Here is a 13589-nt window from a genome sequence, read left to right as displayed (position 1 = left end):
TACAGGAAGGCTTTCCATGCCCCCGTACACCAAGGGCCTGCACGCGCTCGCCGACGGCGTGTCCGCGTGGCTCCTTCCCGACGGCTCCTGGGGATGGAGCAACGCCGGCTTCATCGCCGGAGACGGCGAGGGAATGCTGGTCGACACCCTCTTCGATCTCGCCCTCACCCGCGAGATGCTGGACGGACTGGAGCCGCTGACCCGCTCCGCACCGATCAGGCATCTGGTCAACACCCATGCCAACGGCGATCACTGCTACGGCAACCAACTCGTCCCGCCGGACACCCACATCTACGCGGGCCCTCACTTCAACGAGGAACTGCACGCCTTCGCGCCAGGCGTCTACGCCGAGCTGACGGCGGCACAGACGGACCCCGAGGTCGCCGCGTATCTGCGGGAAGCCTTCGGGCCCTTCAGTCATGACGGCATCCAGCTCCGGGGCGCGACCGTCACCGTCGAGAACCACCTGACCGTGGAGGTCGGGGGGCGCCGGGTCGACCTCCTCGACCTCGGCCCCGCGCACACCGCCGGTGACGTGATCGCATGGGTGCCGGACAGTCGGGTCCTCTTCGCCGGGGACCTTCTCTTCATCCAGGGAACACCCGTCATGTGGGCCGGACCGGCGCATTCATGGAGCGCCGCCTGCGACCGGATGATCGCCCTGGAACCGGAGACGGTCGTCCCCGGGCACGGCCCCGTGACCGACGTCTCCGGAATCAGAGAGGTCCAGGACTACCTGCGCTTCATCGGCCGGTACGCCGCCGAGAGCCACGCGGCCGGGCAACCGTGGACCGAGGCCGCACACCGCGTCGACCTGGGCCCCTTCGCCGCTCTCGACGGCAGCGAACGCGTCGTCGCGAACCTGTACTCCGAGTACCGCCACCTGGAACCGTCCACCCCCGTCATGCCCCTCGACCAACTGGTGACCGAGATGGCGAAGTGGCGCACCCGCAGCCCCGCGCGGTGACGTTCTGGTCCGGCTAGTCCGGCTAGTCCGGCTACTCGACTACTCCGGCTACTCCGGCCTGCTCTGCCGCAGGATCGACGCGATCACGTCGTCCAGGCCGTGTTCTGTCATCGTGGCCAGGACTGGAACCGGCCGCCGGGGCGGAGCTTGTGGGTCGCGCTGGGCCCGGGGTCGCCGCCGACGGACTCCAGCACGATGCCGAAGGCGGCGCCCCCGACGCCCTTGGCGTCTGCCCTCAGGACGCCGGTGCCGGGAGGGGCTCGTTCGACAGGAAGGCTCGCAGGAGCGCGGTGTACAGGCGCGGTCGCGCATGCGCGATGCCGTGGCCCGCGCCCTGGACGTTGACCAGCCGGGAGTCCGGCAGGGTCTGGCGGTACTCCTGGGTGACCTCGGCTTTGATGAAGTCGCACTGGCCGCGCAGGATCAGCGACGGGACGTGCACCGTGCGCAGTACGGGACGCGGGTCGGGGAGCTGTTCGAAGTCCTTGACGGTCATCTGGTTGCCGTAGAAGCCCTGCGGGTTGTCGTGCGCCTTTGTGGGCGCCGCTCCCGCGCACGAGGCGCTGTCCTTGCCGAGCAGAGCCACCTCGTGCATCCAGTGGTCGAGTTCGCGGTCGCCGACCAGGGCGTGCGCGGCGCGCGGGTTGACGCCGAGGAGCACGCTCGCGGCGATCAGGCGGGGCCGGCTTTCCAGGTCGTCGCGCCGGGTGCGCTGGGCCGGCGTCAGGTCGTCCCAGGGCTCACCGGCCTTGGACCCCGGATACTCCCGCCCCCACAGGGCGCCCGGCGAGGTGAAGACAGCCTTCGCCACGTGCGAGGCGTGCGCCCGCAAGTACTGGGCTGCCAGCGAGCCGCCCCACGACTGGCCGACGAGGATGATCCGGTCCGCGCCGAGGCGTCGGCGGATCGCGTCGAGGTCGGCGACCTGGCGGGCGACGGTGTAGCCGGTGGCGTCCGAGAGCCGGGTGGAACGGCCCGCGCCGACCTGGTCGTACGAGTAGACGTCGAAACCGTCGGCGGCCAGTTCCCGCCCGCCGGCGGGGATGCCCTCCGCCGGGGTGCCGGGGCCGCCGTGCAGGAAGATGACGGGGGTCGGCCGGGGCGTGCCGGTGGCGGGCGCGTGAACGTAGGCGATACGGGAGCCGGTCGGCAGGTTCCAGAAGCGGACGTCGGACGGGACCGGGCCCGCGGCCGGGGCCGGCATCGGGTGGAAGACGGTGGTGGCCGCGAGGGCCGTGACGCCGAGGAGCAGGACGCCGGTGAGGGCGGCCGTGGCCCGCATGCCGCCCTTGCCGAGCAGGCCGAACGCCGCCCGGCCGAGCAGTGCGGCGACCGCCGATGCGGCGGCCAGACCGGCGACCGCGAGCAGCGGGACGCTCGCGGTCGCGAACGCCGCCGCGACGAAGCCGGCCGCCGCGGCTGCCGGTGTCAGCGCCACGGTGACGGCGAGCAGGAGGCCGCCGCATATGCGGCGGACGAGCGGGGGAAGCGGACCGGGCGAGGGAATCCTGCCGTTGCTGAGTGCCATGGCCGCGAGGCTAGGCGCCGATGCGGGGCCCGGTCGTCAGGCCGCCGGACGACCGGCAGGCGGCGATATCCGCTGGTGGAGGGGGTGGTGACCCCCGCCGCACGGCGGGGGTCACCACCCCGGTCGCCCCCCCGTCACGACCTCGTTCGCACCTCGTTCGCCATCCCTGGCCGCCTCAGCCGATCCCGGGGCGTACGAGACCGGTCTCGTACGCGGCGATCGTCGCCTGGACGCGGTCGCGGACGCGGAGTTTGGCGAGGACCACCGAGACGTGGTCCTTGACGGTGGCCGGGCTGAGGCCGAGTTCGGCGGCGATCTCGGCGTTGGCCAGCCCGCGGGCCACGTACCGCAGGACCTCGGTCTCGCGCGGGGTGAGCTGCCGCAGCCGGGTGGCGTCGGCGGGGACGTGTCCTGTGGCGTACCGCTCGATCAGCCGCCGGGTCACCACGGGGTCGAGCAGCGCGGCACCGCGGGCGGCGACGCGCACCGCGTCGACCACGCGCTCCGGCTCCGCGTCCTTGAGCAGGAAGCCGACGGCTCCGGCGCGCAGCGCGGCGAAGACGTACTCGTCGAGGTCGAAGGTGGTCAGGACGACGACACGGGTGCCGGGGGCGTCGGCGGTGATCCGGGCGGTGGCGGCCAGTCCGCCGCCGCCCGGCATCCTGATGTCCATCAGGGCGACGTCCGGCCGCAGTTCGAGCACGCGCGCGACGGCGGACTCACCGTCGGCCGCCTGCCCGACGACGGACAGACCGGGTTCGGCGTCGAGGATCGCGACGATTCCGGCGCGTACGACCGCCTGGTCATCGGCGACGGTCACCGTGATCGTGATGGGAACACCTCCGGCAGCCACACGCGTACCGCGTCGTCGGTCCGGGTGAGCGTACCGCCCAGGGCGTCGGCCACCGCCCGTACCTGCCGCCGCGTGCCCGGCGCCAGCGGCAGCGGTCCCGACACCTCGACGCCCGAGGCGCCGCACCGCACGGTCAGGGCGACGCCCTCGGCCAGCAGCATCGCGGCGATACGGTACGCGGCCACACCCACGACAACGGGTTCGGCGGTACGCGGCCCCTGGTAGGTGACGGTGGCACCGTGGCGAACGGCCAGCGCGGAGATGCCGGCGACCGTGGGCGGCGGTTCGGCGCCGCCACCGCTGCCCTGACCTTCACTGTCACCGTCCTTACTGTCACCGCCTTTGCTGTCAGCGCCCTTACTGTCACTGCCTTTGCTGTCAGCGCCTTTGCTGTCGCCGTCCGTGCCGCCGTCGTCCTCGCCGTGCAGCTCCGCGAGCAGTTCCCTGAGCGCGGCCAGGCCGGCCCGTGCCGCGGCGAGGACGGTGTCGAGCCGTCCCGCGTCGGCGGCGGCGACCACGTCGCACGCGTGCCGGTGCGCGGTGCGCAGCAGGCCCGCGGCGATGACGCGGCGCTGGTCGCGTACGGCGGCGTCGGCATCCCGTTCGAGCAGTTCGCGGCTGCGGGCCGCGGCGGCCCGGCCGCGCTCACGCCGCAGGGCGGTACGTACTCCCAGCCCCCACAGCGCGAAGGCGGGGACGGCCAGCAGCACGGTCAGCGCCGCCCAGGCCGCCGCCCGGCTGCCGGTGATGCCGCTGCCGTCGGCGAGGGCCAGCCCGCCGGTCGCGGCCACCGCGACGGGGGCCAGGGCGCCGCCGCGCACGGGCAGATACGCGCCGGCGCTGTACGCGAAGGTCAGCTCGACCCACCAGTAGACGAGGAAGATGTCGCTGACCGGCGGCTGCGTCCAGCCGGCCTGGTCGCAGCCCCACCACAGCACCAGCGCCGACAGCACCGCGGTCAGCCCCGCCCCGGGCGCTCGCGACCGCCAGCCGAGCGGCACGGCGTGCAGGACGGACAGGAGGACGAAGGGGAGGCCGGACAGCACACCGCGCCACGAATCGGGCACGTCGTCGGAGAGCAGGCCCGCACCGAGCGAGAGCGCTACGGCAAGCACGACCAAGGCCCAGTCGAGGGCGGTGGGCCCGCGCCAGAGGGGGTGGCGGCGCGGGCTGCGGGTGCCGGCGGAAGGGTACGCGGGCAGCAGCGGGCGTCCGCGTACCGCCGGTACCGCCGGAGGACGCGACCACCGGACCCGGCGGCGTACGCCCTCCGCCGACGACGGCTCTTCGGGCAAGGGGAGTTCGGCGTGGACGGTCCAGCCACGGGACGTCGGCCCGTAGGAGAGCGTGCCGCCGGCCGCGGCGACCGTGCCGCGCAGTCCGGTCAAGCCGTGGCCGGTGCCGAGGTCCGGTTCCGCGGCGGAGCCGCCGCCGTCCGTCACGGTGACCGTGAGGATTCCGGGGCGGCTGCCGAGGGTGACGCGTACGGCCGCGCCACGGGCGTAGCGGGCCGCGTTTGTCAGCGCTTCGCGGACCACGCGGTACGCGACCGCGGCCGTCGCGGCGGGGGCGTCCGGTCCGGCGTCGGTGGTCTCGTGCAGTTCGGCGCCGTACTCGGCGGCCAGCGCGGCGACATCGGCGAGTGAGACGCCTGCGGCGAAGCCGCCCGCACCTTCGCCCCGGTCCGCCAGGCGGTCCAGCTCCGCCATGGCCTTCCGGCCCGCGTCCGCCGCGTGCCGGAGGGCGTCGGCGGTCAGGTCCGGGTCGGTGAGCCGCTGGGCCGCCGCGGCGGAGACGACGACCGCGGTGAGCCGGTGCGCGGCCACGTCGTGCAGTTCTACGGCGAGCCGGTCCCGCTCGGCGAGCGCGGCGAACCGCGGAATGGCCGCGGCGCCGCTGCGGTACGCGGCCAGGGCGGCTCGTTCGGCCCGGCGCCGCCGCTGCGATCTGCCCAGCACCCAGGCCACGGCCGCGGCGCCGGCCGCGACCAGCGCCGTGCCCACGACGTTCCACGGGCGCAGTCCGGCAGCGGCGCCCGTCGCGGTGGCCGCGGCGACGGCGACGGCCGATCCCGCGACGGCGAGCCCGGCGGTACGCCGCAGCGCGAGGGCGTACAGCACGAGGAAGGCCACGACGGCGGCGGCCACGGTCAGGCTCACCGCCGCAACCCATACGGGCACGCGCTCCCGCGAGGTGACCGCGTCGCCCACCGAAACCACCGGGACCGGACCCGCGGCACAGGACACCGCATGCCCGCAGACTACCGACCCCCCTCCGGGGTCACGGTCTCTCAGACCACAGCACCGCCCACCAGAAAGAACCCAGACAGGAAGGAGACCCACCGTGCATCCGATCCTCAAGTACAGCGACGTGATGGGCGTCGCGGGCGGAGGAATCGTCCTCGCCGCCGTGCAGCCCGCACAGGGCTGGTGGATCGCGTGGGGCGTCATGGCCGCGACTGTCGTCGCGTCCCACCTGTACCGGTACCAGCTCGCCCGATACTGACGCCGACACTCGGGCCCCTTCCCGCACCGTGCGAGAGGGGGTCTTCGTCATGCCCAGGGCATTGACCGTCGCCGTACGCTGGCGAAGACGGCACCGCCACACAAGGGGGCACGCGTGGACATCCCAGACGACCTCAGCACAGGCGAACGCATCCGGGCCCTACGAGAGTCACGCGGCATGTCCCGCCCTGTCCTTGCCCAGCTCTGCGGCCGGGGCCCCGACTGGCTCAAGAAGATCGAGAGCGGCGAGCGGGAACTGAGCAACCACACGCTTCTTCTGCGACTCGCCGCCGCGCTCCAGATCTCGGACCTGGCGGTCCTGACGGGCCGTAACGACGGAGCGACGGTGACCGTGCCGCTCGGACGCCTCAGTCACCCGGGCCTGCCCGCGATCTGGTCTGCTGTCATGAACCGTAGCTTCGCGACCACCCCGGCGACCGGACCCGTTGACCCCGTCCTGCTTCAAGGCAGGGCCGATCAGACTTGGCGCCTCTGGCACAGCTCGCCCCGTAACCGCACCGAGGTCGGGGCTCTGCTGCCCGAGCTGATCAGCGACGCAGAAGCCGCAGTGCGCGCCCTTGACGGCGACCAACGGCGGGCCGCGCTCGGCACTCTCTCCGACATCTGTCGCCTCACGGGTCAGGCCACTGCGTTCGTGGCTCCCGCAGAGCTGGCGTGGGTTGTGGCGGATCGGGCGCTGTCGGCAGCGCAGGACGCCGACCAGCCCGCGGCCATAGCGGCCTCGGCATGGAACTTGGGCAACATCCTGCGGGAGACGGCCTATCCGGATGAGGCGCTGCGCGTGGTGACGGAGGCAGCCGAACTGATCCGCCCGCACCTGGACAACGCACCTGACGACTGGCACGGCGTGTACGGCGCCCTCCAACTCCATGCCGCGGTAACGGCCGCGCGGGAGGGCCGGGAGGGCGACGCGTGGCGGTACTGGGGCAAGGGCGACCAGGTCGCGAAGTCCCTGCCCGCCTCCTACATTCACCCCAGCACCGTCTTCGGCAGGGCCAACGTGGACTTCCACGCCGTGAGCGTCGCGACGGACTTGCGCAAGAGCAGCAAGGCGCTCGGCCTCGCCGATGACATCGACCCCGACATCATGCCGAGTCGGGAACGGCGGGCCCGTCTGTGGGTGGAAGTCGCGCGCGGGCACCTCCAGCGCGGCGACCGCACGGCCGCCCTGCACGTGATGAAGCTGGCTCACGAGATCGGTGCGGAGACCGTCGCCTACACCCCGTCCGCCCGCGCCATCGCTGCGGACCTGTGGCGGTCCGCACCCCGTGCAATGCGTAAAGAGGCGGGTCAACTCGCTGAGGCAGTAGGCGTTATGACTGCCGGGTAACAGGGACAGTTTGGGAAAGGGGGACAATCTGTCCCCCTTTCCGCTTGCGCACGGCTCTACGGTGACTCTCCCGCTGAGACCACCAAGGGGGAACCCATGAGCCCACGCCTGCGATGGCACGCGTCCACACGCCGCGATGAACCGCCGACTGTCGACCACGGCACCGGCGAGGTCCGCGTGCCCATCGCCCTGTACTCCGTCGACGAGTACCAGGGCGACAGCGAACTGGTGCTGTCACGGACCGAGGGCGAGAGCTTGCTCGGCAGCCTGGTCGCCGCGCTGCGCCGCCGCCCGGAGGCAGTCCAGTGACACAGCCTCAGCCGGCAGTAGCGGCGCCTCCGGCGGACAGCCCGCCCCTATTGACCGGCCAACTGGCCGTGTGGGTGCGGGACCAGCCCCACTGCGAGCGGATCGCTGTGGCCGCGCTCATCGAGGAGGACGAGTTGCTGGCGCGTGAGGATGTCCGCCGCCTCCTGGTCACCGAGCACGACGACGGTACGGTCTCGTGCGACTGGCTGGCGTTCGAGGCCCGCTACTCCCGCGCCCCGGGCCTGACTCCGGCGGACAAGGCGTTCCTCGGCTACGTCGTCGCCGTCCGGTTCCCCCGCAACATGACCTTCTGGAACCTGGAGTCGCTGGGCGACCGACGCCTGGCGATCGTGCTCCGGGCGATGGCCAAGCTGGCCGGGTCCGACAGGATCGCCGTAGGGACACGGGTATGACCAGGAGCCTGTTCACCCTTACCGAGGACGGCGACACGGTGATGTACCCGGACGCCGCCCTCGCCTACGAAGCCCTCATCACGCACACCATCACCTGCGCCCAATGCAACACGGACCAGAGGAAATGCGAGCCCGGTACGGCCCTGCGCCGCGCGCTGCGGGAGACCCGACGGTGAGCACCGCCGACGAGGACCAGGACCTGGCCGACGTCCAGTTCTTCGAAATCCCGCACATGCGCCTGCTCACCACCGAGCAGAACGAGGGCGGCGCCTGCGTGTGGTGCGCCGGTCCACTCGCCCCCGGCACTGGCGTCGACCTCCGCGCATTCTCCGGCTGGGCACCGCACGCCTGTCGGACCTGCTACCCGATCCGGGCTGCGGTCGTGAGCACCTACAGGGACCTCTACACCCACTGGACCACCTGCGAGCCGTGCGAGACCGCCGCCCTGCTCGGGGAACGACTCTGCGCCGGGGCCCTGTCGGGACAGGCGGCGCTCCTGCGGGCCCGCACCGCCGCCGACAAAGGCCGGCCGGTCTGCTTCTCCTGCCACGACCCCATCACCGAACAGGAACTGACGGCCGGCACCTTCGCGCCTCTCGTCTGGACGGGACCCAGCGCGACCCACAGAGGCTTCATCCACACCGGGGCCTGCATGTGGCGCGAGAGCCCGTGGTGAGCACCGGGCACCTACGACCCCCGCTCGCCAACCGAATGGAGACCGTGGCAGCGAACGCGTCGTCGCGAACCCGTACTCCGAGTACCGCCACCTGGAACCGTCCACCCCCGTCATGCCCCTCGACCAACTGGTGACCGAGATGGCGAAGTGGCGCACCCGCAGCCCCGCGCGGTGACGTTCTACTCCGACTACTCCGACTACTCCGGCTACTCCGGCTACTCCGGCTACTTCGGTCTGCTCTGCCGCAGGATCGACGCGATCACGTCGTCCAGTCCGTGTTCCGTCATCTCCGGTGGCAGCATGCCGCTCGCCGTCAGGGTGGCGTAGCCGTGGAGCGCCGCGAAGGCCGGAAGGGCGACCCGTTCCGGGGGGCCTTCGCGGACCTCGCCCGTGCGCTGGCCCGCGGCGATCAGTTCGAGGAGCTGGTCGCCCCACTCCTGGGCGGTCGTGCCGAGGGCCTGGGACGCCTGCGGGCTGTGCTTGACCGCGAACATCAGGTCGAGCAGCGCGGCGTTGGACAGGGCGAACTCCACGTAGGCGCGGGCCGCGGCGTCCAGCCGCTCGGCGAACGCATCCCCGGCCGCTTCCTGCGACGCCTCGACGGCCTCGGCCAGCCGCTCGAACCCGCGGAGCGCGAGCGCGCCGGACCGTCGTGGTGACCGGTGCCAACAGTGGGCTGGGCCTCGCCCCCGTCGCGGCGCTCGCCGGAGCGGGCGCCCATGTGGTTCTCGCCGTGCGGGACACCGGTCGCTGTGAGGCCGCGGCTGCGACCGTGCGGGGGTCCGTGCGGAGCGATGCGCGGGGGAGCGTGGAGGTCCGTCGGCTCGATCTGGCCGACCTCTCCTCGGTACGCGAGTTCGCCGCCGGCTGGCACGGCGGCCTGGACCTGCTCATCAACAACGCCGGTGTCATGAACATCCCCGAGGCCCGTACCAAGGACGGCTTCGAGATGCAGTTCGGCACCAACCACCTGGGCCACTTCGCCCTGACCAACCTGCTGTTGCCCCACATCACCGACCGCGTCGTGACCCTCGCGTCCAGTGCCCACCGGGTCGGCAACCCCCGTATCCACTTCGACAACCTCGACCTGACCGGCGAGTACAGGCCCATGGCGGCCTACAACCGGTCCAAGCTCGCCAACCTCCTGTTCACGCTGGAACTCCAGCGGCGGCTCGACGCGGCGGGCTCGCCCGTCCGCGCGCTGGCCGCCCACCCCGGCTGGGCCGCCACCAACCTCCAGGGCCACGACGCCAACGCCCTGCGACGTCTGGTCACCCGGCTCGGCAACCGGGTCATCGCCCAGGACAGCCGGGCCGACCCGGCCACGGCCCGACGCCTGTGGACCGTCTCCGAGGAGCTGACCGGCGTCACCTTCCCGGAACCCGCCCTGACGGCACACGCCTGACTGTCCGTCCGATCGTGCGCGGCGCAATGCGCCTGCCGATGCGCCCTCGTCCGCCCTCCGTCGGACGCCGACCCGGTACGAGTTCGGACGGTGGCGCGCCAACTCACCGCGGGGCGTGCCGCGTTGACCTCGGCGGGCACGGTGCATTACTCCTGGTAAGGCGCCGCCCATAGATGGATTCCGGCCGACCGCATGCGCAAAACTGGACTTTCTTACGATTGTTCCTCCCCGATACGGGTCTTCCTGCACGATGAGCCCCGAGAGCATCACTGTCCGTATAGATAGTCGAGAGAGACAGTCGAGCGGACAGTCGTCGAGCAGACAGTCAAGGAGAGAACGTGGTCCAGCAGCCGGCCGGTCCTGAGGAGCCTGGCGAAAGCGACGGCCAGAAGTCGGGCCGCAGGGTGCGGTACCTCCAGGACGAGGCCGCCCCCTCCGCCCCGCGGATGGTGCTGGGCAACGCGCTGCGCCATCGGCGTCAGGCGCTCGGCCTGAAGCAGGAAGAGGTGGCGCGCCGGTTGGGCGCGTCCCCGTCGAAGATCAGCAGGATCGAGAAGGGCCAGCACAAGTTCAAGGAACAGGACCTGCTGGGGTTCTTCTCCTTGTACGGGATCTCCGACCCGGAGGAGCAGCGGCAGCTCGAAGAGCTGGCCAGGACCGCCAACCAGCCCACGTGGTACCAGAAGCGGTCGACCGCGGCACAACGCTACTTGCAGGCCGTCGTCAGCTTCGAGGACATGGCCCAGCGCATCAGGTCCTACGAGTCCCAGCACCTGCACGGCCTGCTCCAGACCCCGGAGTACGCGCGCGCGTTGATCGAGCGGGGACGCGGTTCGCGGAGCCGGCACGAGTCGCTGCTCCAGCTCCGCAAGGAGCGCCAGGCCCGGTTCGCGGCGGCCACGGACAAGCGGCTGATCTGCGTCATCGACGAGGCCGCGCTGCGGCGCCTCGTCGGATCGCCGCAGATCATGCGCCGACAGGTCGAGCACGTGATCGACCTGTCCGCCAACCCGCGGTACGTCATCCGGCTCGCCGAGCTGAACCGCTACAACCTGCCCGTGGAGCTGTGCACGACCACCCTGTTCGACTTCGCGGGACGCATACTCCCCACCGTCGCCTACGCCGAGAGCTTCGACGGCGGCCTGATCATTCAGGACGAGGAGAGCGTGGACCGCCGGGAGAGGGCGTTCGACGCGCTGCGCGCCGCCTCACTGACACCCCCCAAGACGGTCCAGAAGCTGCGGGATCTGCTGGCGTCCAACTACTGCCGCTGACCCCCCGCCCCCTCAGGTCTTGCGGGCAACCCCCGCATAGAGCGACGCGTGGCCGTCGCTCACCAGGCTCGGGCCGCTCGCCGGTTCGGGGCGCCAGCGGTGCGCGACCACCAGACCGGGACCGAAGAGTTCCAGACCGTCGAAGAACCCCTGAACCTCCGCCTTGCTGCGCACCCGCAGGGGGGTTCCGCGCCGGGTGTAGGTGTCCACGATGGCCTGCCACGCCTCGGGTTCGAAGTCGCCCGTGCAGTGCGACAGGCTCAGACACGAACCCGGGGGCAGCTGTTCCAGGAGCCGGCCGACCAGGGCGTACGGCTCCTGTTCGTCGGTGACGAAGTGGAGCAGGGCGTGCAGGCTGAGGGCGACCGGGCGGTCGAAGTCGAGCACACCCTCGGCTCTCACCGCCGCGAGGACGTCGGCCGGCCGTCTCGCGTCGGCGTGGACGTAACTCGTGGTGCCCTCCGGTGATCCGTCGAGCAGTTCGTCGGCGTAGATGAGCACGATCGGATCGTTGTCGACGTACACCACACGGCACTCGGGGGCGACCTCCTGCACCACTTCGTGCAGGTTGGGCGAGGTGGGGATGCCGGTTCCGACGTCGATGAACTGGCGTATGCCCCGCTGGGCGAGGAAGCGCGCGGAGCGGTGCATGAAGGCCCGGTTGATCCGGGCCACCGTCTCGATCGCGGGGAACACCCGGATGACCTCGCGGGCCGCCTCGCGGTCCACGGCGTAGTTCGTCTTGCCGCCGAGGTAGTAGTCGTACATCCGCGCGCTGTGCGGTCTGTCCTGCCCGAGGTCCCCGTCGCCGCCGTCCCGTTCAGGTGTCGGCTGCTCCCCCACAGTGACCCTCCCCGGCGTCGGAATGACGCATCCGCGCACGTCAGGCATGAGCGGGATGCATGTGCATTATCCCCATGCCTACTGGTCGGTCAGCGGCGATGTCCAATGTTGAACGCTTTCTCGACATAGCGCGGCGGCCGGTCCGCGCGCCTGCCGCCTTTCGGTACGGGTCGGGGCCGGGGGTGTCCACCGGGCACGTCGTTGCAGAAGCAGACAGCGCGCCCGGCAGCGGTCGGCCGTCGCCTCACAGGGCGCCGCGGCGCACCGCGACGGTGAAGGCGGCTGCGGTCTCCCTGGAAACGCCCATCACGGGGCCTCGCGGATTCTTCGAATCGCGGAACAGGACCTGCCCGTCGGCCGGTTCCGCGATCTCCACGCACGCCCCTTCGGGGCTGCTGTGCGAACTCTTGCGCCATACGGCGTCGTTCCGCCGTCCGGCGCCCTGCGCCCGGTCCTGCGCACTCGTCGGTTTCCTCACCGGACAACCTCCTGCGGTGAACGAACTCCCCGTTGCCCGCATGCAATTGCATCCGGGCCCGACAGACTTGAGGATCGCCGCCCAGCAGGCCCCTCAAGCATGCGCGAGCACACATTGTCTCGATTTCAACTGTTGCGCCGTGTGCAAATGCGTCTTGGGGACCGTCGCGTTCATCGCACTGTCGGACAGTGTTCGCGGGCCGGCCGCGACACCGGAACGGCATTCGTACACCGGTGGCCCGTACGGAGTGCGCTCGGCTCGCAACAGGCTCACGGCAGGCTCTCACCAGGGAAAAGGGGGAGCGCGAGCGGGCGCATCCGGCCTGCCTCAATCGAACGCACCGGCGTCTTCCGGGAGGGCGCGGCGCTGTCGTAGGGCGCGTCGACGGTCGCGTTCCGCCCGCTCAGGGCCCGCGGACCACCGGAAAAGCGGCCACGCTCCGTTTACCGTCGATCGCGCTCGGCCACGAGGGCCGGGTGACACCAGGACCCCGGCTTACGGATTGCCAGCCTCCGCCGGGGTCCCGAGTCCACGACTCCCCTAGGAGATCGCGATGGCCACATCCCCCTGGCGGCGCCGCCGTAAACCGCGGCGCGCCCGCCCGCGCGCCCCACGTCCCGTACGGGCCTGTCTGCCCTGTCTCACCGAGTGTCTGGAACTCGTCGCCGCCACCGCCGCCCACGCCCTGCTCCAGCAACAGCCGGGGCACTGGCTGACGACCACCGCCACGGTCGCCGCCGTGGCCCTGCGGCTCGGCCGGCACCGCACGGCGGAACTCACGGGCGACTGCCCGAGCGACCGGCATCTGTGAACCCGTGGCGGGGGGGGCGCCCCCGGGGGCCCCGCCCCCCCCCCCCCGGCCCCCCCCCCCCCCCCCCCCCCCCCCCCCCCGGGCGGGGCCCCCCCCCCCCCCCCGGCGGGGCGCCCCCCCCCCCCCCGGGGCCCCCCGCCCCCCCCCCCCCCCCCCCCCCCCCGCCCGGGCCGGGCC

At 72.1% G+C, this 13589-nt stretch carries 16 protein-coding genes; 10 read left to right on the top strand and 6 right to left on the bottom strand.

Annotated elements, in window-relative coordinates; all coding sequences use genetic code 11:
* Nucleotides 1-16: 16 nt before the first annotated feature.
* Complete coding sequence (locus ACIQNU_RS33110) at nucleotides 17-967, top strand: MBL fold metallo-hydrolase (protein ID WP_401373454.1); 951 nt, start codon at nucleotides 17-19, stop codon at nucleotides 965-967.
* 235 nt (nucleotides 968-1202) lie between these two features.
* Here ACIQNU_RS33110 and ACIQNU_RS33105 read toward each other — a convergent pair whose 3' ends face one another.
* From ACIQNU_RS33105 to ACIQNU_RS33095, 3 genes are all read right to left on the bottom strand, one after another.
* Nucleotides 1203-2495 (bottom strand): alpha/beta hydrolase, encoded by a 1293-nt coding sequence (locus tag ACIQNU_RS33105; RefSeq protein ID WP_401373452.1) that lies wholly within the window; start codon nucleotides 2493-2495, stop codon nucleotides 1203-1205.
* A gap of 175 nt (nucleotides 2496-2670) precedes the next feature.
* Nucleotides 2671-3315, bottom strand: coding sequence for a response regulator (locus ACIQNU_RS33100; protein ID WP_401373451.1), 645 nt, complete (start codon nucleotides 3313-3315; stop codon nucleotides 2671-2673).
* Nucleotides 3312-5558 (bottom strand): ATP-binding protein, encoded by a 2247-nt coding sequence (locus ACIQNU_RS33095; protein WP_401373449.1) that lies wholly within the window; start codon nucleotides 5556-5558, stop codon nucleotides 3312-3314. Before ACIQNU_RS33095 ends, ACIQNU_RS33100 begins: the two co-directional genes overlap by 4 nt.
* Before the next feature lie 133 nt (nucleotides 5559-5691).
* Between ACIQNU_RS33095 and ACIQNU_RS33090 the strand changes: the two genes are divergently transcribed.
* From ACIQNU_RS33090 to ACIQNU_RS33065, 6 genes are all read left to right on the top strand, one after another.
* Nucleotides 5692-5853, top strand: coding sequence for a hypothetical protein (locus tag ACIQNU_RS33090; RefSeq protein ID WP_401373448.1), 162 nt, complete (start codon nucleotides 5692-5694; stop codon nucleotides 5851-5853).
* Nucleotides 5854-5967: 114 nt separating this feature from the next.
* Nucleotides 5968-7203, top strand: a complete 1236-nt coding sequence (locus ACIQNU_RS33085) for a multiprotein-bridging factor 1 family protein (RefSeq protein ID WP_401373447.1) — start codon at nucleotides 5968-5970, stop codon at nucleotides 7201-7203.
* Nucleotides 7204-7299: 96 nt separating this feature from the next.
* Nucleotides 7300-7512 (top strand): hypothetical protein, encoded by a 213-nt coding sequence (locus ACIQNU_RS33080; RefSeq protein ID WP_401373446.1) that lies wholly within the window; start codon nucleotides 7300-7302, stop codon nucleotides 7510-7512.
* On the top strand, nucleotides 7509-7925 hold the full coding sequence (locus ACIQNU_RS33075) for a hypothetical protein (RefSeq protein ID WP_401373445.1): 417 nt from the start codon (nucleotides 7509-7511) through the stop codon (nucleotides 7923-7925). The genes ACIQNU_RS33080 and ACIQNU_RS33075 overlap by 4 nt, the downstream gene beginning before the upstream one ends.
* Nucleotides 7922-8101 carry a hypothetical protein gene (locus ACIQNU_RS33070; protein WP_401373443.1) on the top strand — a complete coding sequence of 60 codons (180 nt, stop codon included), beginning with the start codon at nucleotides 7922-7924 and terminating at the stop codon, nucleotides 8099-8101. Before ACIQNU_RS33075 ends, ACIQNU_RS33070 begins: the two co-directional genes overlap by 4 nt.
* Nucleotides 8098-8601 carry a hypothetical protein gene (locus ACIQNU_RS33065; protein WP_401373441.1) on the top strand — a complete coding sequence of 168 codons (504 nt, stop codon included), beginning with the start codon at nucleotides 8098-8100 and terminating at the stop codon, nucleotides 8599-8601. Before ACIQNU_RS33070 ends, ACIQNU_RS33065 begins: the two co-directional genes overlap by 4 nt.
* A 224-nt stretch (nucleotides 8602-8825) precedes the next feature.
* Here ACIQNU_RS33065 and ACIQNU_RS33060 read toward each other — a convergent pair whose 3' ends face one another.
* Nucleotides 8826-9158 carry a TetR-like C-terminal domain-containing protein gene (locus ACIQNU_RS33060; protein WP_401373705.1) on the bottom strand — a complete coding sequence of 111 codons (333 nt, stop codon included), beginning with the start codon at nucleotides 9156-9158 and terminating at the stop codon, nucleotides 8826-8828.
* Nucleotides 9159-9253: 95 nt separating this feature from the next.
* Here ACIQNU_RS33060 and ACIQNU_RS33055 point away from each other — a divergent pair, with 95 nt between their 5' ends.
* Both ACIQNU_RS33055 and ACIQNU_RS33050 read left to right on the top strand, forming a co-directional pair.
* Nucleotides 9254-10006: an SDR family NAD(P)-dependent oxidoreductase gene (locus tag ACIQNU_RS33055; protein WP_401373439.1), complete on the top strand. Its 753-nt coding sequence runs from the start codon at nucleotides 9254-9256 to the stop codon at nucleotides 10004-10006.
* Between the two features lie 338 nt (nucleotides 10007-10344).
* Entirely contained in the window at nucleotides 10345-11280 is a 936-nt protein-coding gene (locus ACIQNU_RS33050) for a helix-turn-helix domain-containing protein (protein WP_401373437.1), read from the top strand.
* 12 nt (nucleotides 11281-11292) lie between these two features.
* Here ACIQNU_RS33050 and ACIQNU_RS33045 read toward each other — a convergent pair whose 3' ends face one another.
* Together ACIQNU_RS33045 and ACIQNU_RS33040 are read right to left on the bottom strand one after the other, a co-directional pair.
* Nucleotides 11293-12123 (bottom strand): SAM-dependent methyltransferase, encoded by an 831-nt coding sequence (locus ACIQNU_RS33045; RefSeq protein WP_401373436.1) that lies wholly within the window; start codon nucleotides 12121-12123, stop codon nucleotides 11293-11295.
* A 244-nt stretch (nucleotides 12124-12367) separates the two neighbouring features.
* Nucleotides 12368-12601: a DUF397 domain-containing protein gene (locus tag ACIQNU_RS33040; protein WP_401373434.1), complete on the bottom strand. Its 234-nt coding sequence runs from the start codon at nucleotides 12599-12601 to the stop codon at nucleotides 12368-12370.
* A gap of 553 nt (nucleotides 12602-13154) precedes the next feature.
* Here ACIQNU_RS33040 and ACIQNU_RS33035 point away from each other — a divergent pair.
* Nucleotides 13155-13412: a hypothetical protein gene (locus ACIQNU_RS33035; RefSeq protein WP_401373432.1), complete on the top strand. Its 258-nt coding sequence runs from the start codon at nucleotides 13155-13157 to the stop codon at nucleotides 13410-13412.
* Nucleotides 13413-13589 lie beyond the last annotated feature (177 nt).

It is taken from the genome of Streptomyces sp. NPDC091292 (assembly GCF_044757265.1).
Classification (GTDB): domain Bacteria; phylum Actinomycetota; class Actinomycetes; order Streptomycetales; family Streptomycetaceae; genus Streptomyces.
The sequence above is the reverse complement of the archived record's forward strand: the minus strand, read 5'-3'. Positions and strand labels throughout refer to the sequence as shown.

Coding starts and splice junctions, on each gene's coding strand:
- ACIQNU_RS33110 (WP_401373454.1), top strand. CDS start 17: ATGCCCCCGTACACCAAGGGCCTGCACGCGCTCGCCGACGGCGTGTCC.
- ACIQNU_RS33105 (WP_401373452.1), bottom strand. CDS start 2,495: ATGGCACTCAGCAACGGCAGGATTCCCTCGCCCGGTCCGCTTCCCCCG.
- ACIQNU_RS33080 (WP_401373446.1), top strand. CDS start 7,300: ATGAGCCCACGCCTGCGATGGCACGCGTCCACACGCCGCGATGAACCG.
- ACIQNU_RS33070 (WP_401373443.1), top strand. CDS start 7,922: ATGACCAGGAGCCTGTTCACCCTTACCGAGGACGGCGACACGGTGATG.
- ACIQNU_RS33035 (WP_401373432.1), top strand. CDS start 13,155: ATGGCCACATCCCCCTGGCGGCGCCGCCGTAAACCGCGGCGCGCCCGC.